Annotated in this window: 9 protein-coding genes; 5 read left to right on the top strand and 4 right to left on the bottom strand. The window is 70.7% G+C overall.

Annotation, left to right across the window (positions count from 1 at the left end):
* Positions 1-5: 5 nt before the first annotated feature.
* From ACZ63D_RS01675 to ACZ63D_RS01665, 3 genes are read left to right on the top strand one after another with little or no spacing between them, the layout of a single operon-like run.
* Positions 6-14,801, top strand: coding sequence for a non-ribosomal peptide synthetase (locus ACZ63D_RS01675; protein WP_465352357.1), 14,796 nt, complete (start codon positions 6-8; stop codon positions 14,799-14,801).
* Positions 14,798-16,054: an MFS transporter gene (locus ACZ63D_RS01670; protein ID WP_465352356.1), complete on the top strand. Its 1,257-nt coding sequence runs from the start codon at positions 14,798-14,800 to the stop codon at positions 16,052-16,054. Before ACZ63D_RS01675 ends, ACZ63D_RS01670 begins: the two co-directional genes overlap by 4 nt.
* The gene (locus tag ACZ63D_RS01665) at positions 16,054-16,251 is read left to right on the top strand and encodes an MbtH family protein (protein ID WP_465352355.1); all 198 of its coding nucleotides are present in this window, start codon (positions 16,054-16,056) and stop codon (positions 16,249-16,251) included. Before ACZ63D_RS01670 ends, ACZ63D_RS01665 begins: the two co-directional genes overlap by 1 nt.
* 488 nt (positions 16,252-16,739) lie before the next feature.
* Here ACZ63D_RS01665 and ACZ63D_RS01660 read toward each other — a convergent pair whose 3' ends face one another.
* Complete coding sequence (locus ACZ63D_RS01660; RefSeq protein ID WP_465352354.1) at positions 16,740-17,810, bottom strand: S1 family peptidase; 1,071 nt, start codon at positions 17,808-17,810, stop codon at positions 16,740-16,742.
* A 451-nt stretch (positions 17,811-18,261) separates the two neighbouring features.
* On the opposite strand from ACZ63D_RS01660, the gene ACZ63D_RS01655 reads away from it, so the two are divergent.
* Together ACZ63D_RS01655 and ACZ63D_RS01650 are read left to right on the top strand one after the other, a co-directional pair.
* Positions 18,262-18,957 (top strand): S1 family peptidase, encoded by a 696-nt coding sequence (locus tag ACZ63D_RS01655; RefSeq protein WP_465352353.1) that lies wholly within the window; start codon positions 18,262-18,264, stop codon positions 18,955-18,957.
* A gap of 38 nt (positions 18,958-18,995) precedes the next feature.
* Positions 18,996-19,532, top strand: a complete 537-nt coding sequence (locus ACZ63D_RS01650) for a snapalysin family zinc-dependent metalloprotease (protein WP_465352352.1) — start codon at positions 18,996-18,998, stop codon at positions 19,530-19,532.
* A gap of 420 nt (positions 19,533-19,952) precedes the next feature.
* Here the strand turns inward: ACZ63D_RS01650 and ACZ63D_RS01645 are convergent, their stop codons facing one another.
* From ACZ63D_RS01645 to ACZ63D_RS01635, 3 genes are read right to left on the bottom strand one after another with little or no spacing between them, the layout of a single operon-like run.
* Positions 19,953-21,353, bottom strand: coding sequence for a family 2B encapsulin nanocompartment shell protein (locus ACZ63D_RS01645; protein ID WP_465352351.1), 1,401 nt, complete (start codon positions 21,351-21,353; stop codon positions 19,953-19,955).
* A gap of 5 nt (positions 21,354-21,358) precedes the next feature.
* The gene (locus tag ACZ63D_RS01640) at positions 21,359-22,774 is read right to left on the bottom strand and encodes a family 2B encapsulin nanocompartment shell protein (RefSeq protein ID WP_465352350.1); all 1,416 of its coding nucleotides are present in this window, start codon (positions 22,772-22,774) and stop codon (positions 21,359-21,361) included.
* Between the two features lie 52 nt (positions 22,775-22,826).
* On the bottom strand, positions 22,827-23,939 hold the full coding sequence (locus tag ACZ63D_RS01635) for a family 2 encapsulin nanocompartment cargo protein terpene cyclase (RefSeq protein WP_465352349.1): 1,113 nt from the start codon (positions 23,937-23,939) through the stop codon (positions 22,827-22,829).
* Between the last annotated feature and the right edge of the window lie 8 nt (positions 23,940-23,947).

The following is a 23,947-nucleotide window of genomic DNA, read 5'->3' as shown; positions in this document are numbered from 1 at the left end:
TCCCCATGACCGCGTCCCGTGAAGACCGCATCGCGGCGCTGCCCGCTCACCTGCAGGAAGCGCTGCGCCGCCGGATGGCCGGAACGGCCGCCCGCGCGCCGGAGATCCCGGCCGCCGGCCGTTCCGGCCCGCTTCCGCTTTCGTCCGCGCAGCGCCGGCTGTGGTTTTTCAGCCAGCTCCGTCCGGACGACCCCGAGTACAACAGCGCCTTCGCCCTGCGCCTGACCGGTGAGCTGGACGTCGAAGCGCTGGCGACCGCGCTCCGGCTTCTGGTCGCCCGGCACGAACCGCTGCGCACGACCTTCCAAGAAGTCGACGGCGAGCCCGCGCAGCTGATCCAGCCGCCGTACGAAGTAGCGCTTCCGGTGGTGGACGCCGCACCGGAGGACCTCGACGCGGTCTTGAAAGCGGAGTACTCGCGGCCGTTCGATCTCACGCACGGGCCGGTGCTGCGTGCGGTGCTGGTGCGGCTCGGCTCGGCTGAGCACGTGCTGCTGGTGTGCGTGCACCATATCGCCACCGATGGCGCGTCCATGGGCGTGCTGACCGAAGAACTCGGCCTCTTGTACCGCGACGGCGAGCGGGCGCAGCTGCCGCCGCAGCCAGTGCAGTACGCGGATTTCGCGGTGTGGCAGCACAATCGCCCGACTCGCGCGGCCGGGCTGGAGCATTGGACCCGCACGCTGGCCGGGGTGACGCCGCTGGACCTGCCGACCGATCGGCCGCGCCCGGCCGCCCGGAGCACCGCGGGCGCGGTGCGCGAGTTCGCCGTTCCCGCGGACGTGGCTGGCGGGCTCGCGGAGCTGGCGCGCACCTCGGAAACCACGCTGTTCACCGTGCTGCTCGCGGCCTGCCAAGCGCTGTTCGCGCGCTACACCGGTCAGGAGGACATCGCGCTCGGCACGGTCGTGTCCGGCCGGGACCGCCCGGAGCTGGAACGGGTGGCCGGGTTCTTCGTCAACACCGTCGTCCTGCGGTCCACAGTGGACCGGTCGGCCTCGTTCGCCGAGCACTTGGCCGCGACCCGGCAGACCGTCCTCGACGCCTTCGCCCACGACGACGTCCCGTTCGAGGAAGTGGTCGACGCCGTGCACGCGGGCCGGGACCCGGGGCGCAACCCGCTGTTCGACGTCATGGTGCTGCTGCACAACGCCAGCGGGACCGGCCCGGCGTTCCCGGACCTGGCCGCCGAACCGGCCGGGGTGGCGCGGGACTCCGCCAACTTCGACCTCACCGTCGAATTCGAGGAATCCGGCGGCGGGCTGGCCGGGCTCGTGGAGTACAGCACCGAACTGTTCGACCTCGGGACGATCGACCGGCTGATCGCGCACCTGCTGCGGCTGCTGGCCGGGATCGCCGCCGCGCCGGACCGCCGGATCGCCGACCTGCCGCTGACCACCGAGACCGAGGAAGCGCAGCTGCTCGGCTGGCACGGTTCGGCGCTCGAGGTCCCGGACGGCACCATCGTGGACCTCCTCGACCACCAGGCCCGGACCCGTCCGGAGGCGACCGCGCTGGTCTGCGGCGACGTCCGGCTGAGCTTCGCCGAACTCGCCGCCCGCACTGACGCGCTGGCCGCGGATCTCGTCGCGCGCGGCGCGGGGCCGGAGCGCGTGGTGGCAGTCCTGCTCCCGCGTTCGGCCGACGCGATCATCGCGCTGTTCGCGGTGCTCAAGGCCGGGGCGGTGCACCAGTCGATCGATCCCGGCCTGCCCGCGGAGCGGATCGAGGTGCTGCTGGCCGACACCCAGCCGGTGGTGGTGCTGGACAACATCGACCCGTGTGCCGACGGCCCGCGTCCGGCCGGGCCGCGGCCGTCGGACGCCGCTTACGTCATCCACACGTCCGGTTCGACCGGCACGCCCAAGGGCGTCGTGGTCGAGCACGCCGCCCTGGTCAACCTCCTGGCCAATCACCGGGCCGCGTTCGGCCGCGAACGCTTGCGGGTCGCGCTGACCGCGTCGCTGTCGTTCGACACGTCGTGGGAAGGCCCGCTGCTGCTGGCGGACGGCCACGAACTGCACCTGATCAGCGACGAGACCCGCCTCGACCCGGCCGCGCTGATCCGCTACGTCCGCGAGGAACGCATCGGCTTCCTCGACGTGACCCCGTCCTACCTGCGGCAACTGCTGCCCGCCGGACTGCTGGAGGGCGGACAGCGGCCGCGGTTTTTGATGGTCGGCGGCGAGGCCATCGGCGAAAGCCTGTGGCACGAACTGGCCGGATCCGGAGTGGCCGCCGGGAACTACTACGGCCCGACCGAGTCCACAGTGGACGCCACGTGGGCTCCGGTGACCGGCGATCAGCCGTCGATCGGCCGTCCGCTGGGAAACGTCAGCGCGTACGTACTCGATGAACAGCTCCGGCTCGTCCCAGCCGGAGTGCCCGGCGAACTTTGCCTCGCCGGGGCCCAGCTCGCGCGCGGCTATCTCGGCCGGCCGGGCCTGACTGCCGACCGGTTCGTGGCGAATCCCTTCGGTGCGCCCGGAACCCGCCTGTACCGGACCGGAGACCGCGCCCGCTGGACCGTCGACGGCCGGCTGGAACACCTCGGCCGCACTGACGACCAGATCAAGGTTCGCGGCTTCCGGATCGAGCCCGGCGAAGTCGAGACCGCGCTGCGCGCTCAGCCAGGGGTGGTCGACGCGGCCGTCGACGCGCGCGACGGCAGGCTCGTCGCGTATGTCGTCGGCGACGCCGATTCCGCCGGACTGCGCGCCGCGTTGACTCACTCCTTGCCCGCGCACCTGGTTCCGTCGGCGTTCGCCCGCCTGGACCAGCTTCCGCTCACCCGGCACGGCAAACTTGACCGCCGGGCACTGCCGGAACCGGAGATTTCCGCGTCCGCGCAGTACGTCGCCCCGCGAGACGAACGCGAGCGGCTCGTGACCGAGGTCTGGGCCGAGGTGCTCGGCCTGGAGCGGATCGGCGTCGAAGACGACTTTTTCGCACTCGGCGGCGATTCCCTGCTCGGCATCCGGGTGGTCGCGCGGCTGCGTGCCGCCCTCGGCGCGGACGTTCCCGCCCGGCTGGTCTTCACCGCGCCGACCCCGGCGCTGCTGGCCGCGCAGCTGCCCGCCGCGTCCGCGCCGCAGGAGGCGATCCCGCTCCTGCCTCGCGGCGAAGGACCGTTCGAAGCGCAGCTTTCCTTTGCCCAGCAACGACTCTGGTTCCTCGACGAGTTCGACCCCGGCAGCACCGAGTACGTCTCGCCGACCGCACTGCGGCTGCGCGGCGAACTGGACGTGCCCGCACTGAACCAGGCACTCACCGCGGTGGTGGCCCGGCACGAATCCCTCCGCACGACCTTCGCGACGGTCGACGGCCGCGGCGTGCAGATCGTCCACCCGCCGCACGCCGTCGATCTCCAGACGGCCGACGGCGATCTGGACACCGCGCTGGCTGATGCGACCGGCCCGGTCGACCTGCACACCGGTCCGCTGCTGCGCGCCGCGCTCACCCGGCTCGGTCCCGGCGACCACGTCCTCACGCTGGTGCTGCACCATATCGTCACCGACGGCTGGTCCTCGGGCGTGCTCCTGAGCGAGCTCGCCGCCTGCTACGCCGCGTTCACCCGCGGCGAAGACCCGGGATTGCCGCCGCTGCCCGTGCAATACGCCGATTACGCGGTCTGGCAACGAAACCGCACCGACTTCGACGGCCAGCTCAGCTATTGGCGGCACCGTCTCGCCGGTCTCGAACCCCTCGAACTGCCGACCGACCGCCCACGCCCGGCCGTCCGCACGAAGAACGGCGCGCTGCACGAGTTCAGCGTCCCGGCCGGCACCACCGCGCGGCTCGCCGAGCTGTCCCGGCAGCAGGGCAGCACGCTCTTCATGACCCTGCTCGCCGCCTGCCAGCTGGTATTCGCGCGGTGGTCCGGGCAGGACGACATCGCGGTCGGCACCGTCGTGTCCGGCCGGGAACGCACCGAGCTGGAAGGCCTGATCGGCTTCTTCGCCAACACCCTCGTCCTGCGGTCCACTGTGGACTTGAACCGCGGCTTCGACGCGTTCCTCGGCGAAGTCCGCGACACCGTGCTGGACGCCTTCGCCCACCAGGACGTCCCGTTCGACCGGGTCGTGGACGACGTCCAGCCCGAACGCGACCCCAGCCGCACTCCGCTATGCCAGGTCATGGTCGTGCTGCACAACACCCCGGACGCCCGGCCCGCGCTGCCCGGCCTCGCCGTCGAGGAGCTCGCGCCGCCGATCGTGACCGCCGGGTTCGACCTGGCGATCCACTTCCAGCAGACGTCCGGGCGGCTCGACGCGGTCGTCAACTACAACACCGACCTGTTCGACGCGGCCACGATCGAACGGCTGAGCGGCTGGCTGCGGGTTCTCTTGGCTGGCATCGCGGCGGCCCCGGAGCGGCCGCTCGGACGGTTGCCGTGGATCTCCGCCGACGAACGCGACCGCGTGCTGCGGGAATGGAACCCGGTCGCGATCGCGTCCCCGGAGCCGACGCTGCACCGGCTGTTCGCCGAACAGGCCGCCCGCACGCCGGACGCCGTCGCGGTGACCTGCGAAGGCGTGGAACTGACCTACCGCGAGCTGGATCGGCGGGCGAACCGCCTGGCACACCGGCTGATCGCCGAGGGAGCCGGGCCGGAACGCCTGGTCGCGCTGCGGCTGCCGCGCTCGGCCGACCTGGTCGTCGCGGTCCTCGCCGTGCTCAAGTCCGGCGCGGGATACCTGCCGATCGACCCGGACTACCCGGCCGCACGGATCGAGGCGATGCTCGCCGACGCGCGACCGGTGTGCGTCGTGGACACCGTCGCGGCCGACGGACAGCCGGACAGCGACCCCGGGGTGCCGGTCCTCCCGGAGAACACCGCGTACGTCATCTACACCTCCGGCTCCACCGGAGTGCCCAAGGGCGTGCTCGTGCCGCACGCCAACGTCACCCGGCTGTTCTCCTCGACCGACCACTGGTTCGGCTTCGGCGACCAGGACGTCTGGACGCTCTTCCATTCCTATGCGTTCGATTTCTCGGTCTGGGAGCTGTGGGGCGCGCTGCTGCACGGCGGCCGCCTGGTGGTCGTCCCGGCCGACACGGTCCGCTCGCCGGAGGAATTCCTGACGCTGCTGGCCGAAGAGCGGGTGACGGTGCTCAACCAGACGCCGTCGGCGTTCTACCGGCTCGGTGCGCTCCCGTCCGCGCCGTTGAGCCTGCGGTACGTGATTTTCGGCGGCGAGGCCCTGGATCCCGTGCGCCTGGAGGAATGGCGACGGCGGCATCCGGACGGACCGCAGCTGGTCAACATGTACGGCATCACCGAGACCACTGTCCACGTGACGCACCGCGTGCTGGACGACCGCGCGACCGTCGGCGTACCGATCCCGGACCTGCGCGCCTACGTCCTGGACGCCTGCCTCGAACCGGTTCCGCCGGGCGTCACCGGCGAGCTGTACGTCGCGGGCGCGGGCCTGGCGCGCGGCTACCTGAACCGGCCGGGCCTCACCGCGTCCCGGTTCGTCGCCGACCCGTTCGGCGAGCCCGGCACCCGGATGTACCGCACCGGAGACCTGCTGTGCTGGACCCCGGACGGCGAACTCGCCTACCGCGGCCGGGCCGATCACCAGGTCAAGATCCGCGGTTTCCGGATCGAGCTGGGCGAGGTCGAGGCGGCGCTGTCCGCGCATCCGGACGTGACCGGCGCGGTGGCCGTCGCGCACGGCGCCGGGGACTCCCGGCGGCTGGTCGCGTACCTGACCGGGACGGTGCCCGGGACCACGGTGCTGCGCGAATTCCTCGCCCGCTCGCTGCCCGCGCACATGATCCCCGCAGTGTTCGTCACGTTGGACGAGCTGCCGCTCAACGCGAACGGAAAACTCGACCACCGCGCGTTGCCCGCGCCCGGTGCCCGCGTCGAAAACCGTTACGTGGCCCCGCGTACGGAGATCGAGACAGTGCTAGCCGAAGTCTGGTCGGCGGTGCTCGGCGTCGACCAGGTCGGCGTCGAGGACAACTTCTTCGGCCTCGGCGGCGACTCGATCCTGAGCATCCAGGTGGTGTCCCGCGCCCGCCAGGCCGGGCTGACGCTGTCGTCGAAGGATCTCTTCCAGCACCAGACCATCGCCGAACTGGGCCGGGTCGTGACTACCGGCGGCCCGGTCGCCCCGGCTCCGGAGCAGAGCGGACCCGCGCCGCTCGGGCCGATCCAGTCGTGGCTGTTCGAGCATCTTGAGCAGCCGTGGCGGCTGACCATGTCCGTCCACCTTGTACTGTCCTCAGTGGACGTACCGAGACTGACAGCGGCGATCGCGGAAGTAACCGCTCGCCATGCCGCATTGCGAATGCGGTTCTCCCAAGTGGACGGAACCTGGCAGCAGGAACCGTCCGCCACGGAACCGGCGGACATCCTGCGGCACGCCGATCTGTCCGAAGTGGACGACGTGGTCGCGGCGATGCACGAAGAGGCAGTGCGCGCACAGACCTCGTTGGACGTCGTCAACGGCCCGGTGTGGCGCGCGGTCCTGTTCACCTTCCGGGACCGCTCGCCGCAGCTGTTCCTGACCGCGCACCACCTTGTCATGGACGGAGTGTCCTGGCGCGTCCTGCTGGGCGACCTCGAACGCGCCTACCAGGGCGAACCCTTGGAGCCGGTGGGCAGCTCGTTCACGCACTGGGCCCGGACGCTCGCCGAGCACGTCCGCACCGGCGGGCTGGACGGCGAAGCGGAGTACTGGGAGGGCGTGCTGCGCGGCGTCGAAACCGAACTCCCGGTCGACCGTCCGGGGCGCAACACCGCGGAATCGGCGCGTTCGGTGTCGGTTTCCCTGGGCAAGGCGGAAACTTCCGCTCTGCTGCAGGACGTGCCCGGCGCGTACCGGACCGAGGTCAACGACGTCCTGCTGAGCGCTCTCGCCCGGGTGCTCGCGCGCTGGACCGGCCGGTCGCGCATCGTGCTCGAGATGGAAGGCCACGGCCGCGAGGACCTCGCCGCGCCGCTCGATCTGTCGCGGACGATTGGCTGGTTCACCGCGCAGTACCCGGTCGCGCTGACCGTGCCCGGCGAAGGATGGGACGCGATCCTCAAGTCCGTCAAGGAACAGCTGCGTGCCGTCCCGAACAAGGGCGTCGGCTACGAAGCACTCCGCTACCTGAGCGATTCCCCGCTCCGGAACGACCCGACGCCGCGGATCTCCTTCAACTACCACGGCCGCTGGGATGTCGGGACCCACGAGGACGGCCTTTACCAGGGCCGAGGGGAAAGCCTCGGCCAGGACTCCGCACCGGAGAGCGTCCGCCCGTACCTGCTGGACGTCGTCGGCGTCGTCGAATCCGGCGAACTGCACCTGACCTGGGAATACTCGGCCGAGGTGCACGAAGAGGCGACTGTCCGCGCCCTGGCCGAGGCGACCGTCGAGGCACTGCGGGAAATCATCGCGCACTGCGCCGGGGCGGGCGGCCGCACGCCGTCGGACTTCCCGCTCGCCCGGCTCGACCAGGCGAGCGTGGACCGGCTGGCCGGGGACGGCCGCGAGGTCGAGGACATCTATCCGCTGACCGCACTGCAGGCGGGCATGGTGTTCCACAGCCTGGTCGACACCGGGTCGAGCGCGTACTTCGACCAGTTCCGGCTGCGGCTGGCCGGGGTGCGCGACCCGCGCGCGCTGGCCGAGGCGTGGCAGCGGGTGGTGGACCGGACGCCGATCCTGCGCAGCAGCACGGTGTGGGACGGCGTCGACGAGCCGGTGCAGCGCGTCCATCGCGGGGTCCGGGTGCCGGTCGGGCAGCACGACTGGCGCGGCCTCGCCCCGGAGGCTCAGCAGGCCGAACTGGCGAAACTGCTCGAAGCCGACCTGGCCGCCGGGATGGATCTGACGACGCCGCCATTGATGCGCCTGGAGATCGCGCGCGTCGCCGACGACGAAGTGCAGCTGCTCTGGACCTCGCACCACGTCCTGCTCGACGGCTGGAGCACCGCGCAGGTCTTCGGCGAGGTCTGCGAGCAGTACACGGCGATTGTCGAAGGCACGCCGGCGAACCTGACGCCGCGGCGGCCGTTCCGCGATTACCTCGCCTGGCTGGCCGGACAGGACCGGGCCGCGGCGGAGGAGCACTGGCGCGACGTGCTCGACGGTTTCTCCGCGCCGACTCCGCTGCCGTACGACCGGCGTCCGGTCGAGGCGCACCGCGCGGAATCCGGGGCGACCGTGCTGGTCGAGCTGTCCGCGGAGGAATCGGCGGCGTTGCGCGACATGGCGAAAACCGCCGCGCTGACGGTCAACTCGGTCGTGCAGGGAGCGTGGGCACTGCTGCTCGCGCGCTACAGCGGCGAGCCGGACGTCTTGTTCGGCACCACGGTTTCCGGCCGCCCGCCGGAACTCCCGGGCGTCGAGGCGATGATCGGGATGTTCATCAACACCGTGCCAACGCGGATCGAAGTCCGGAATGGACAGCCGACCGCCGAATGGCTGCGGGCGATCCAGGCCGAGCAGGCGGACGCGCGCCGGTACGACTTCCTCGCGCTCTCGCAGTTGCAGGCCTTCACCGGGATTCCGGCGGGCGCGGCGCTGTTCGACAGCGTGGTGGTCTTCGAGAACTACCCGATCGAAGACAGCGGGCAGGACGGCGTCCGGGTGCTGGACGTCGAATCGCTGGACACCACGAGCTATCCGCTGAACCTCACCGCCTACCTCCACGACCGGCTCGGGCTCGAACTTTCCTACGACCCCAAGCTGTTCGACGAGACCACCGCCCAGCGGCTGGCCGGGCACCTCGCCCAGCTGGTGCGGGCGATCGCCGCCGACCCGGAGCGTCGCGTCGGCTCACTCTCGCCGCTCACCGCCGACGAGCGAAACCACGTGCTGGCCCTGGGACACGGCGATGCGGCCGATCTTCCGGCGGAAACCGTCCTGGACGTGTTCGACGCGACTGTCGCCCGGATGCCGCACGAGACAGCGCTGGTCTTCCACGACACCGTCCTGGACTACGCGGAGGTCGACGCCCGCTCCACGCGGCTGGCGGAGGAACTGATCGAGCGGGGCGCCGGGCCAGAGCGGGTGGTGGCGGTCATGCTGCCGCGCTCGGCCGAGGCCGTGCTCGCGGCGCTGGCGATTTTCAAGGCAGGCGCGGTGCATCTGCCGATCGATCCGGATCTGCCGGAGGAGCGGGTCCGCTTCCTGCTGAACGACGCGCGCCCGGTGATCGTGCTGGGCAGGCCGGACGAGAGCTACGCGCCGCCAGCGCCGTTCTCGAAACGGCCTGACGCGGACACCGCCGCGTACGTCATCTACACCTCGGGTTCGACGGGCACGCCGAAGGGCGTCGTCGTGGAGCATCGCGCGCTGGTGAACCTGCTGGTCGCCCACCGCGCGGTCTTCCTCGACCGCGGGCGGGAACGGACGGCGCTCACCGCGTCGCTGGCGTTCGACGCGTCCTGGGAACCGCTGCTGGCCATGATGGACGGGCACGAGCTGCACGTACTGGACGACGACACCCGGCTCGACCCGCGCGCACTGGTCCGCGCCGTCCGCGCGCACGGGCTCAACCTGCTCGACCTCACCCCGGCCTACCTCCAGCAGCTGCTGGACGCCGGGCTGGCGACCGGCGAGGTCCGGCCCCGCACGGTGATCACCGGCGGCGAGGCGGCCACGGAAACGCTGTGGCGGCAGCTGGCCGCCGCGGACGTCACCGGCCACAACTACTACGGGCCCACGGAAGCGACGGTCGACTCGATCCACGCGCCGGTCGTCGGAGACCAGCCGTTGATCGGCCGTCCGCTGACCAACTTCCGCGCGTATGTCCTCGACGGCACCGGCGAACCCGTGCCGCCCGGCCTGCCCGGCGAACTGTTCCTCGCCGGACCGCAGCTCGCGCGCGGCTACCTCGGCCGGCCGGGGCTGACCGCGGACCGGTTCGTCGCGGACCCGTTCGGCCCGCCGGGAGAGCGGATGTACCGCACCGGCGACCAGGTCCGCTGGACCGCCGAGGGCTCGCTGGACTACCTCGGCCGGGTCGACGACCAGGTCAAAATCCGCGGGTTCCGGGTCGAGCCGGGCGAGATCGAGACGGTCCTGCGGCGGCATCCGGCGGTCGCCGACGTCACCGTCATCGCCCGCGAAGGCCGCTTGGTCGCGTATGTCGTCGGCGAAACGCGGGGCTTGCGCGAGTGGACGCGCGAACGGCTGCCGGAACACCTGGTTCCGTCGGCGTTCGTGGCGCTGGACGCGCTCCCGCTCAACCGCAACGGCAAGCTCGACCGCCGCGCGCTGCCCGCTCCCGGCCGCGCCGGAACCGCCGAATACGTCGCGCCGCGCACCGCCGCCGAACAGCGGCTCGCCGCGATCTGGGCCGACGTCCTCGGCATCGACCGGGTGGGCGCCGACGACAATTTCTTCGAACTGGGCGGCGATTCGATCCTCAGCATGCGGATCACGTCGCGGGTGCGGGCCGAATTCGGCGTCGAGGTGTCGCCGCGGATGCTGTTCTCCGCGCCGACGCTCGGCCAGTTCGCCGCCGGACTCCCCGCACAGCAGGCTGGGCCGGAAGCGATCCCGGTGGTCGCGCGGGACGGCGCGCTGCCGTTGTCGTTCGCCCAGCAACGATTGTGGTTCCTGGACGAATTCGAACCCGGCGGCCGGGAATACCTCTCTCCCACCGCCTTGCGGTTGCGCGGAGAACTCGATCTCGGCGCTTTGCGGAAAGCCTTGAACACGGTCGTCGCCCGGCACGAATCGCTTCGCACCACGTTCGACGCGATCGACGGCCAGGCCGTCCAAATCATTCACGAGCCCGCGCTGGTCGACCTGCCGGTGGCGGACTTCGACGAGGAAACCCTGGTGCGCGAAGCACTCCGGCCGTTCGACCTGCGCACCGGGCCGCTGCTGCGCGCCCGGCTGTTCCGGGAGGAATCCGGCGACCACGTCCTGCTGCTGGCACTGCACCACATCGTCACCGACGGCTGGTCGGCCGGGGTGCTGGCCGCCGAACTGGACACTTGCTACGCCGCTTACGTCCGCTGCGAGGAACCGCAGCTGCCCGAGCTGCCGGTGCAATACGCGGATTTCGCGGCCTGGCAACGGGATTTCCTCGACAGCCCCGAACTCGACGAGCAGCTCGACCACTGGCGGGACCGCCTCGCCGGGCTCGCTCCGCTCGAACTGCCCACCGACCGGCCGCGGCCCGCGGTCCGCACGACCGAGGGGGAGTGGTTCGGCTTCGCCGTCCCCGCCGAGGTCGCCGCGAACCTCCGGGACCTCGCGGGCGCGCAGCACGGCACCCTGTTCATGACGCTGGTCGCGGCTTTCCAGGTCGTGCTGGCGCGCTGGTGCGGGCAGGAGGACGTCGCGGTCGGCACCGTCGCCGCCGGACGCGAGCGGGCCGAACTGGAACGCCTGATCGGCTTCTTCGTCAACACACTGGTCCTGCGGTCCACAGTGGACTCGCGCGGGTCGTTCCGGGACTTCCTCGGCGGCGTGCGGGACACGGTGCTCGACGCGTTCGCCCACCAGGACGTGCCGTTCGAACGCGTGGTGGACGCCGCTCAGCCGGTCCGCGATCCGAGCCGGACGCCGCTGTTCCAGGCGATGGTCGTGCTGCAGAACACCGGCGACCGGCCGGGCGGCGGTGCGCTGGCCGCCGAAGAGGTCGCGCTGCCCGCGACGACCGCGACCTTCGACCTGCTCGTGCAATTCGAGGAGGACGGCGGGTCGCTGCACGCCGCGATCAACTACGCCACCGGCCTGTTCGACGCGACGACCATCCACCGCTTCGCCGACCGCCTGCTGACCGCGCTGACTGTGCTCGCCGCCCAGCCGGACCAGCCGATGGAGTCGTTGCCGTTGCTGCCGCGGAGCGAGCTCGACCAGCTGCGCGCGTGGAACGACACGGCAGTGACCGTCCCGCCGGCTTCGCTGGCCGAGCTGTTCGAAGCCCAGGTCGCGCGGACGCCTGACGCTCCCGCGCTGGTCTCCGCCGCCGGGGAGCTCACCTTCGCCGAGCTGAACGCCCGGGCGAACCGACTGGCCCGGCTGCTCGCCGGCCGGGGTGCCGGGCCGGAACGAGTCGTCGCGGTGCGGTTGCCGCGCTCGGCCACGCTCGTCCTCACGGAACTGGCGGTGGCGAAGACCGGGGCCGCGTTCCTCCCGGTCGACCCGGGCTATCCCGCCGAGCGCATCGAGTTCATGCTGCGCGACGCCGACCCGGTGTTCGTCGTGGACAGCGAACTCGACGCCGGGGAATACGCCGACACGAACCTCGGCGTCCCCGTCGACCCGGACCAAGCGGCGTACGTGATCTACACGTCCGGTTCGACCGGGCGGCCGAAGGGCGTCGTGGTGCCGAACGCCGGTCTGGCGTCCTTCTCCGCCGCCGAGATCGAGCATTTCCGGATCCGGCCGGGCGACCGGGTGCTGGCGTTCAGCTCGCCCAGCTTCGACGCCTCGGTGCTGGAACTCTGCCTGGCCTTGCCCGCCGGCGCCGCGCTCGTCGTGCCGCCCGAGGGTCCGCTGCTCGGCGCGCCCTTGGCCGAAGTGCTGGCGGAGCAGCGGGTCACGCACGCGCTGTTCCCGCCGGTCGCCTTGGCGACGGTGCCCGACGTGCCGCTGCCGGACCTGCGCACCATCGTCGTCGGCGGCGACGTCTGCCCGGCCGAGCTGGTTTCCCGCTGGGCGTCCGGGCGGCGGATGATCAACGCGTACGGGCCTACCGAGACGACGGTCGTGGCCTCGTGGAGCGAACCGCTGTCGCCCGGCGGTCCGATGCCGATCGGCAAACCGATCCGGAACACCGAAGCGCGCGTGCTCGACGCGGGCCTGCGCGAGGTGCCCATCGGCTCGGCAGGCGAGCTCTACGTCCGCAGCATCGGCTTGGCGCGCGGCTATCTGTCCCGACCGGGCCTGACCGCCGACCGGTTCGTGGCCGACCCGTTCGGCCCTCCGGGATCGCGGATGTACCGGACCGGCGACGTGGTCCGGCAGGCGGCCTCGGGCGATCTGGAATTCGCCGGGCGGGCGGACGACCAGGTCAAGATCCGCGGGTTCCGCGTCGAACTCGGCGAGATCGAGGCGGCGCTGCGGCGGCACCCCGCGGTGCGCGAGGCCGTCGTGGTCGCCCGGGAAGCGGCCGGGCACAAGCGTCTGGTCGCCTATGTGATCGGGGAAACCGCTCAGCTGCGCGCCTTCCTGAGCGAGACGCTGCCGGACTACCTGATCCCGTCGGTGTTCGTGCCGCTCGGCTCGATTCCGGTGAGCCCTAACGGAAAAATCGACCGCGCCGCACTGCCCGAGCCTGATCTGTCGGCGGTGCAGACCGCCGAGTACGTCGCTCCGAGCACTGATCTGGAAGAACTGCTGGCGAACGTGTGGGCCGAGGTGCTCGGGATTCCCCAGGTCGGCGCCGCGGACAACTTCTTCGAGCTCGGCGGGGATTCGCTGCTCAGCATCCAGGTCGTGCACCGCGCGCGGCAGGCCGGGCTGGCGATGCGCTCGAAGGACCTCTTCACGCACCAGACCGTCGCCGAGCTGGCCCGGGTGGTCCAGCCCGCCGACGCGGCCGAGGACGACCGCCAGGCCGTGGTCGGGGCGGTTCCGCTGACCCCGATCCAGCGCTGGTTCCTGGATTCCGCGCCGGCGAACCCCGCGCATTTCAACCAGTCCGTGCTGGTCGAGCTGAACGGCCCGGTGGACGAGGAAGTGCTGCGGCAGGCCGTCGACGCGCTGGTGGCCCACCACGACGCGCTGCGCCTGCGCTTCGAGCGGACCGCCGGCGGATGGATCCAGCACAACGATCCCGTCAACCCCGGTTCAGTGCTCCGCACAGTGTCCACTGTGGACCTGGAGCGGGCCGCCGACGAGGCGCAGGCCGGTTTCGACCTGGCCCGGCCGCCGCACCTGCGGGCCCTGTTGTCCGATCCCGCCGGCACCCCGCGTCTTTTCCTGGTCGCGCACCACCTGGTGGTCGACGCCGTTTCGTGGGGCATCCTGCTGGAGGACCTCGAACGGGCCTACCGGCAGATCGAAGCCGGGGAAAAGCCCGACCTGGGCCCGAAGACCACCTCCTTCCGGGACTGGGCGCACCGCCTGCGGGAATTCGCCGAATCCGGCGCGCTGGACGGCGAACGCGAGCATTGGGCCCGCGACCTGCCCGGCTGCGAGCTGCCGGTGGACCGGACGGGCGTCGCTCCGGAGCCGCAGGAACTGGTGTCGGTCCGCGTCGGCGAACGGGACACTGATGCCCTCCTGCACCTGGCTCCCGGTGCCTACCGGACGCGGATCAACGACGTCCTGCTGACCGCGCTGGCCTGGACGCTCACCCGCTGGACCGGCGAACCGGCGGTCGCGATCGACCTTGAAGGCCACGGCCGGGAGGAAATCCTGGACGACGTCGACCTGACGCGGACCGTCGGCTGGTTCACGACCCTGTTCCCGGTCGCCTTGACCGTCGACCCGGCCGCGAGCTGGCGGAACCTGGTGAAATCCGTCCGGCGCCAGCTGCGGGCGGTGCCGGGCAACGGGTTCGGGCACGGGGTCCTGCGCTCCTTCCGCTTCCCCGACCTGGGCCGCGCCACGCCCCGGGTCGCCTTCAACTACCTGGGGCAGGGGGAGAACACCGGGTCCGGAGACGGGCTGTTCCTGCGCTCCCTCCCGCCGCTCGGCCGCGACCAGGACCCGGCGAACCGCTCGCCGCACGCGCTGGAGGTCGTCGGCGGGGTGCGGGAGGGGCAGCTGGAGTTCTCCTGGTACTACCAGCCGGACCAGCACTCTCGCGCGACTGTCGCCGGGGTGGCCGAAGGATTCGCGGACGCACTGCGGGCGATCGCGGCGGATTGCCGGGGCGATGAGGGATGAGCGGGATCGCGGCGAATCGCGACTACCGGCTGCTCTGGACCGGGCAGGTCGTTTCCGAAGCCGGGTTCAGCACGACCACCATCGCCTTTCCCCTGCTGGTGCTGGCGCTCACAGGGTCGGCCGCGCAGTCCGGGCTGGTGCTCGGGGCGGTCGCGATCAGCCAGCTCGTCGCGGGGTTGCCTGCGGGGGCGTTGGTGGATCGGTGGCCTCGCAAGCGGATCATGCTCGGGTGCGAGGCGGTGCAAGCGGTCGCTGCGGGCGGGTTGATGCTCGCGTTGCACTGGGGCGTCGCGCAGGTGTGGATGCTCGTTGCGGTCGCCGTCGTGATGGGGTTGAGCCGGGCGTTGTTCGAACCGGCGGAGGAAGCGAGTCTGCCACTGCTGGTGGCGGAGGAGCAGGTGCCCTCGGCGGTCGCGATGAATGCTGCGCGAACCAGTGCGGGACAGTTGTCGGGGACCGCGCTTGGCGGGTTTTTGTTCGCGGTGGGGCGGGTGGTGCCGTTTCTCTTCGATGTGGCGGCGCATTTGTTCGCGTTCGTGTCGTTGTTGTTCGTGCGGTTGCCTCGGCGGGTGGAACGGGCGGAGGACGCGCCACCGCGGCATCTGGGGAGGGAGATCGTCGAGGGGCTGCGGTGGGTGTGGGGGCGGCCGCCGTTGCGGGCGACGGTGTTGTGCGTGGTCAGTTTGAATTTGTTCTTTTCCGCGTATTATCTCGTGATCATCGTGCTGGCGAACGAGCGCGGGGTGCCGTCGGGGGAGATCGGCGTGATGGCGGCGATGCTGGGGGCTGGCGGGATTCTCGGGTCGGTGGCCGCGCCGTATCTGCATCGGTGGCTTAGTGCTTATGGGTTGGTCATCGGGGTTTTCTGGGCGTTGACCGCGTTGACTCCGCTGGCGGTTTTTGTGAGCAATGGGTATGTGATGGGGGCGTTGTTCGCGGCTATTGCGTTTTTGCCGCCTGCGGCCAATACTGCTATTGCTACTTATCAGCTTTTGTCCACTCCAGACGGTCTGCGGGGGCGGCTGGGCGGCGTGCTCGGGGTGACGGGTGGGCTCGCTGCGGCTGCTGGGCCCGCGGTGGGCGGGTGGTTGGTCGAGGTGTTGCCTGCGGTGCCTGCGGTGTTGGCGTGCAGCGGGTCTATCGCGGTGGTGACGGTGGTGACGACGTTCAGCGGGACTATGCGGGGGTTGCCTTCCGCGTCTCGGGTCTTGGAAGAGGCTTCTGGGCAGTTGACGGAGAAAGGGAAGATGTGATGGACGACGCTGGTGTGTTCCAGGTTTTGGTGAATGACGAGGAGCAGTATTCGCTGTGGCCGGCGGAGAAGGAGATTCCGGCGGGATGGCGGGCGGATGGGATGCGTGGCAGCCGGGAGGAGTGCATGCGGCACGTGGACGAGGTGTGGACGGATATGCGGCCTCGGTCGCTTCGGGAGAGGATGGCGGCGGAATAGTCGGCTCGTCGCCTGGCGGCGACATTGCGCCTCGTGGTTGCGGGGCACCCCGAAGGTTATTGTGATGACGGGGGGGGGGGGGGGGGGGGGGGGGGGGGGGGGGGGGGGGGGGGGGAACCCCCCCCCCCCCCCCCCCCCCCCCCCCCCCCCCCCCCCCCCCGCCCGCATTTTTGGCTTCGTATCGGGGTGCAGGGTGGGGAGTGGCTGCCTGGGGTGAGTGGGGTGGGGTGGTGGCGGTTCGGGGTGAGGGGTTCTCGGTGGTGGTTGTTGTGTGGTCTCGGTGCTCGGGCATCGTGAGCGTGCTGCGGGGGAGAGTGGGTTCGCTGGCGCGATCGATGCTTGCTCCGCGAGGCGGGAGCGATTCGCCTGGCTCGCGAGGGGATCTGCGCGTTGGTGGCGCGTGCGAGGCTGAAACGTACGTGAGGGGAACCCTGAGGGAATCTGATTCCCTCAGGGTTCCCCTCACGGAACAAAAGCGCGGAACGGGCTTACGGCAGGGTGAGGCCGTAGGCGCTCAGTGCTGCGGGGACTGGCTGGAAGAAGGTTTCTCCGCCGGAGTTGCAGTCGCCGCTGCCGCCGGAGGTGAGGCCCAGTGCGGTGGCGCCGTCGAACAGGGAGCCGCCGCTGTCGCCGGGTTCGGCGCAGACCGTGGTGTCGATCAGGCCGCTTACGCTGCCTTCCTGGTAGTTCACCGTCGCGTTCAGTGCGGTGACCTGACCGTCGTGGACGCCGGTGGTCGAGCCGCTGCGAGTGACCGTCTCGCCGACCGTCGCGTCGCCCGCCGCGGTGATCTGCTGGCCGGTGTTCACGGCGCTGGGGGCGTCGACGCCGGCGTCGTAGGTGGCGTACGAGTAGTCCGTGCCGGGGAAGTTCGCGCCGGACGTGCTGGCGATGTGCTGCGAGTTGCCCTGGTCCGCCCACCAGTCGTTGGTCGCCACGCCGCAGTGCCCGGCGGTCAGGATCGCGGCCTGTCCGCTCGAAGTGTGCACGTTGAAGCCGAGCGAGCAGCGCAGGCCCTGGCCCCAGATCGCGTCGCCGCCGCTGATCAGCGGGCGCAGCTTGCCCTTCGTCTGGGCGAAGCGGGCCTTGTCGCCGAAGCGGTGCACGGCGTTGGTCACCTGGGAGAGCTTGGCGCCGGTGACTGTCGAATCGGCGGTGACGAGCACCTGGCCGGTGCGCGGGTCGACGCGCCACGCGGTGCCGGGGACGCTGGCCGTGCGGGTCAGTTCCGCGGTGACGGCTTTCAGTTGCGACGCACGGTATTTCACGAACTTCGGCGTCGCGCCCGCCGCGCGGACCTGGTCGGCGGCGGCCTGGTCGGTGACGGTGACCGTCAGGCTCGAGGTGGCCTGGTCGTAATACGAGCCCACGGTGCGGTCGCCGAGCGACTTCGCGATGCTGGCGGACATGGCGCTCGCGGCTCTCGCGTTCGACGGTGCCGCGGACGGCTGGGCAGCCGCGGCGCCCGAGGCGGCGAAAACTGATCCAGCGGCCAGAACCGCCGCGGCGAAGGCGATACCGCCGCGTCCGCCGAGTCTTTGACTGAGTGCTGGGATCATGCACATCTCCGTTTCTTGCGAATAGGACGATGGCGCGCCGCGGTCAGCGAATGCGGGCGCAATTCGCAGTTTAGGGACGCCGGGCAATCGCTTATACCCACGAAAGTCGCGAATCCTGTTCGGTTTTGCTGTTCAGTGGCTCGCGTCGTCCGCTCAACGGAAGTTCGTTCTCTTCCGCATCCGATTCCTGAGCGGCTCGTTGAACAGCGCGGATGTCGAACCGGAACACCGTATTCCGCGTTCGGTTCATCCCCTTAATCGAAGTTCGTGCCGCCCCGCACGGTTCGGCGTCCGGCCGTGTCCCTCCTTTCGACGGTGTTCGGACTCCGGCGGCCCTGGGACTCTGTGGTTTCCCCCGCGGGCCCGGCGCCCGCGAAGTGTCCCCGGCCGTTTCCCCGGCCGAACTCCACTCCCGCCATTGGCGGGAATGGCTGCTATGGAAGGGAAAGAGATGCGGAAACTCATGCTGGCGGTGATGGGCGCGGCGGCCCTGGTGTTCGGGGTCGCCGCACCGGCGGTCGCGGCGCAGCCGGCCATCATCGGAGGCAGCGACGCCACCGAAACCTACTCGTTCATGGTGTCCCTGGACAACGGGTGCGGCGGAAGCCTCGTCGCGCCCCAGTGGATCATCACCGCGAACCACTGCGGCCAGGCGTCGCAGGCGCGGATCGGTTCCACCGACATCAACTCCGGCGAAGTCGGCCAGATCGACAACGTGATCACCGATCAGGGCACCGATCTCACCATGATGCACCTGAGCCAGCCCGCCCAGTCCGCGCCGGTCGCGATGGCGCAGAGCAACCCCGCGCCGGGGACGGGCGCGCGGCTGCTCGGCTGGGGCTGCACGAGCTGGCCGAACTGCCAGACGCCGCAAACCCTGCAGCAGATCGACCTCCAGGTGCTCGACAGCAGCGCGTGCGCGGAAGGCGGCGGCGGATCCGGCGACGTCTGCATCTCCGGCGACTACGCGCATTCGGCCTGCCACGGCGATTCGGGCGGCCCGGCGATCGTCGGCACCACCGGGAACTGGACGCTGGTCGGCGAAACCCACGGCCCCGGCGACAACGGCGGCGAATGCGCGACCACCACGCTCTACACCGGCATCGCCCAGTACATGTCGTGGATCCAGCAGCAGATCGGAAGCTGACCCCCGTCCCGGAAACCCTCGCGCGGAGAGGAAAAACCATGACCCTGCACCGCTTTGGCAGGCTGGCCGCCGGCGCGGCCGCCGCCTTGGTCCTGCCGCTGACCGGAGCCGGCGCGGCTTCGGCCGCGCCGCTGGACGCGGTCGAGCTGTACTACGACGCCAGCGGACTGCCCGACTACCAGGCCGAAGCCACCCAAGCCGCGGCGAACTGGAACAACTCGGTGCACAACGTGCACCTCAACAGCGGCGGCGCCGCGACGATCATCATGCACGAAACCACCGGCGGCGGTTCCTACACCCAGACCGACGGCCACGGCACCGGCGACATCTACATCGACACCCAGCAGGTCGCCGAGGGCAACGACCCGACCCGGATCATCGCCCACGAGATCGGCCACAACCTCGGCCTTCCCGACCACTACGAGGGCCCCTGCTCGGAACTGATGTCCGGGCACGGCCCGGGGATCACGTGCAAGAACGCGATGCCCGACGCCCAGGAGGCGGCACAGGTGGAAGCGAACTTCGCGAACGGCTTCGTGACGGTTCGGTTGCCGGACAAGCACATTTACCGCTGAGTGGCTGGTGCTCGCCGGGAGTACCCTGCTTTCGGCGGGTGCCAGCGCTCGGGAGTCGGCGGGGTTCGGAGGCGAGTGTCGCCAGCGGCTTCGCGACTGTTCGGTTGCCGGGCAAGCCCCGGTGTTCTTGAACCGCCGGTGCCCACCGGGAACGCCTGCTTCCGGTGGGCACCGGCGCTCGGGCGTCGGCACCGTCGGAGGCGAGATTCGTCGACGGTTCTCTTGCTGGATAATCACATCTGCCGCTGAACCGCCGACGCTCGCCGGGAGTGCGCTGCTTTCGGCGATCACGAGCGAGCAGGAGTCGGACGCGACCAACCCACAGGCTCCGCGACCGTTCACCCGCCGGACAAGCACATCCGCCCCCGACCCGCCGGTGCTCGCCGGAAGCGCCCCTGCTTCCGGCGAGCACCGCCGCGGTCACGCCCGGGCGATCTCGACGTCGTCGAGCACCCCCAGCGCGTCCGGCACCAGAATCGCGGCAGAATGATAAGCACTGACCAAATAGGACGACACCGCCCGGTCGCTGATGCCCATGAACCGCACGTTCAGTCCCGGCCGGTATTCGTCGGCGAGGGATTTCGGCCGCAATCCGATGACCCCGGCGTCGTCTTCCCCGGTGCGCATGGCGAGCACCGAAGTAGTGCCTGCCTCGGTGACCGGGATTTTGTCGCACGGCAGGATCGGGACCCCGCGCCACGCGGTGACGCGTTTCCCGTCCACGACGACCGGCTCCGGGTAAACGCCCGCCTTCGTGCATTCGCGTCCGATAGCCGCGATCGCCCGCGGGTGTGCGAGGAACAACCGCGTTTTGCGGCGGCGGCAGAGCAGTTCGTCCAGATCGCCCGGGGTCGGCGGGCCGGTGCGCGTGGTGATGCGGGATTTCAGGTCGGCATTGTGCAGCAGGCCGAAATCCGGGTTGTTGACCAGTTCGTATTCCTGCCGTTCCCGCAGCGCTTCCACGGTGAGCCGCAATTGCTCCTCGAACTGGTTCATCGGGTTGTTGTAGAGATCGGTGACGCGGTTGTGCACCCGCAGGACCGTTTGCGCCACCGCGAGGTCGTACTCGCGCGGCGAGGGCTCGTAGTCGACGTACGTCCCGGTGAGGACCGGTTCGCCGTCGTGGCCTGAGATCAGGTCGATGTTCGCTTCGCCCTTGCGGTTCTGCGGTTTCCGCGGCTGGGACACGGCCCGCGCGACGTGCGCGCGCAGGGAATCGAGCCTGCCGTTGAGCCGGGCGTACGAGCCGGCGGGCAGCGCCAGCGCGACCACCCTGGTGGCGGCGCGGGCGGTGAAACCCCAGGTGGCGTCGTCCCCGGAGAGGAGTTCGCCGCCGAAATGGTCGCCGTCGGTGCTGGTGCCCAGAAGGGTTTCCGCGCCGTACTGCCCCTCGCCGTGCCGGGTGACCTTGCCGTGGACCACCAGCACGAGCTGGTCCAGCGGCTCCCCGGCGGTGACGAGCGTGCTGCCCGCCTCGTATTCGCGCTGTTCGAACGCGTCGGCCAGCGCGCCGAGGGCGGTTTCGTCGGCGAAGCCGCGCAGCAGCTCGAGTTCGCCGAGTTCGGCGGGGACGACCCGCACCTGCGCTCCGGTCTGGAAGAAGGTCAGCTTGCCGTCGCCGACGGTGTAGGTGAGCCGCCGGTTGACCCGGTAGCTGCCGCCGGGCACCTCGACCCACGGCAGCTGCGACAGCAGCCACCGCGGGGTGATCGAGCGCATCTGCGGCCGCGACTTGGTGGTCGTGGCCAGCGTGCGGGCCGCCTTGACGCCGAGGGAAAGCTGCTGCTCCTGCTGTTCCGCGACAGGTTCCGTGACGGGCACCGGGCTCAGCCCTCCCGGCCGATTTCGGCGGCTTCCAGCACGGCGAGCGCGTCGGGCACGAGGACGGCGGCGGAATAGTAGGCCGAGACGAGATAGGACAGGATGGCCTGCTCGCTGATGCCCATGAACCGCACGTTGAGGCCCGGCTGGTATTCGTCCGGCAGCCCGGTCTGGTGCAGCCCGATCACGCCCTGGGCCTGCTCGCCGGTCCGCATCAGCAGCACCGAGCTGGTCTGGGTCTCGGTGACCGGGATCTTGTTGCACGGCAGGATCGGCACGCCCCGCCACGACGGCACCTGGTGGCCGCCGAGGTCGGTCGCGCCGGGGTAGATCCCGGCCTTGCTGCATTCCCGTCCGAACGCGGCGATCGTCTTCGGGTGCGCGAGGAAGAACCCGGGATCCTTCCACACCAGCGAGAGCAGCTCGTCGAAATCGTCCGGCGTGGGCGGGCCGGTGCGAGTGGGCACCCGCTGGTCGAAGTCGGCGTTGTGCAGCAGGCCGAAATCGGGGTTGTTGACCAGTTCGTGCTCTTGCCGTTCCCGCAGCGCCTCGACGGTGAGCCGCAACTGCTGCTCCGTCTGGTTCATCGGCTCGCTGTAGAGATCGGAGACCCGGCTGTGGACCCGCAGCACGGTCTGCGCGACGCTCAGCTCGTACTCGCGCGGGGAGGTGTCGTAATCGACAAAGGTGCCCGGCAGCCGCGGTTCGCCGTCGTGTCCGGCGGCGAGTGCGATCTCGGCCTCGCCGTGTTCGTTGCGTGCGGTGTCTCCGCTCGCGGTGAAGGCCTCAAGGTGCTCGCGCAGTGCGTCCGAACGGTTCAGCACGCCTTCGAACTCCTGGCGCGACAACGTCAGCACGGTCGCCGCGGTGACCGCCTTGGTGGTGAACTCCCAGATCCCGTCCGAGCTGATGAGCACGTTCTCGCCGAAGTAGTCGCCGTCCACGAGCGTGTCGAGCACGGTCTGGTCGCCGTAGGCGCCGACCCCCGTTTTCGTGATCTTGCCGTGCGCGACGAGGAACACCTGGTCGGCGCGGCTGCCGAATTCGGCCAGCACGTCTCCCGGCTGGTACTCGCGCTGTTCGAACCGCCCGGCGAGTTCGGCGAGCGCCTGCTCGTCGTCGAATCCGCGCAGCGGCGCGAGCTCGCCGAGTTCGGGCGGGATGACGCGGACCTCGGAACCGCTGGTCACGAACGTGACCCGGCCGTCGCCGACGGTGTAGGACAGCCGCCGGTTGACGCGGTACGTGCCCGCGGAGACCTCGACCCACGGCAGCACCTTCAGCAGCCACCGCGAGCTGATGCTCTGCATCTGCGGCACGGACTTCGTGGTCGTGGCCAGCTGCCGCGCCGCCGCGCGGCCTAGGCTCAAGGGTTCCTGGTCTTCCACGTCCGCGGAGTCGACCGGATCGGTGACAGTCACAGCGAAACCACCTTGTCTTCGAGTGCGAAGCCTGGGATCGGGCGTCGGGGGGTCAGGATCGGTAGCGAGGGTTCGTGGCGTGCCATTCGAAGCCGCCGCCCATCCAGTCGCGGACGCCGGCGAGGAAGCGCTGCAGTTCCGGCGACGGGATCGCGAGCAGGGCGCGGTGCCCCTCCTCGAACTCGCGCACGATCCGGTTGTGCAGCGCGACCGTGGTCTCGACCGCCTCGGAGACCGGGCAGCCCCGGTCGGCGGCGATCTGGAGCACCATGTTGCAGACCGGGTTCTCGTCGGCCGCGTCCTTGGCCACCGAATGCAGGTCGTTGACCAGGACCGTCGCGGTGCCCGCGCGCATCATCGCCTCCCGCACGCGCGGGTCGTAGTAGAACGGCGCGGGCAGTTCGTACCCGCCGACGGCGTCGACGAGGGTCATCGAGGTGTAGAAACTGTCGTGCTGGCGGGCGGCCAGGTATTCCCAGGCCGGGGGATAGCGGCCGGTGTGGCGCCACGCGGCGTAGGCGTCCCAGCTGACGAACATCGCGAAGGTCGAGTAGCAGACCCGCTGGACCAGCACCGGCGAACCGTGCCGGCCGAGATGGTCGATCGCGGAGCGGAACCCGACCCGGATCGGGTCCGCGTGCAGCGCCTCCTCCAGCGGCGCGGAGAACTCGCCCGCGGGCGCGACCGGGTCCATCGCGGGCATGACGAGCGCCAGCCGCGGCGGGAGTTCGGTCGGCGAGGCGCCGAGGGAACTGTCGTCGGCGTAGTAGTCGTCGGCCGCCCACCACACCGCGTTGAGCTGCGCGGCGATCAGCAGCCGGTCGGGGTCGGAGGTGTCCGGGTGGGCGAGCGTCACCAGCCTGCCGAACGTGGCTCGCGCGATCTGGTCCAGTCCCTCGCCCTCGAACCCGCAGTCCGCCGCCCACGCGACGAGCCGCCGGTCCACCTCCTCGGCGAGCGCGTCGTCCTCCCGCCGCACGACCGGGCAGTACAGCGGCGACGCGCTGCCGTCGCCCCAATCCCGCTCCGCGTACGCCGGGTCCGTCCCGCGCGGCGGCGCGAACTGCGCCGCGATCCGCGCCGCCGAGGTGCCCAGTCCGAGCGGGCCGGACAGCAGCGACGGCGGGCACGCGAGGTCCGGGCGGACGCCTGCGATTCCGGACATGTCGGCCC

The organism is Amycolatopsis sp. NPDC104775 (assembly GCF_055583325.1).
This window is presented reverse-complemented; position numbering and strand designations above follow the sequence as displayed.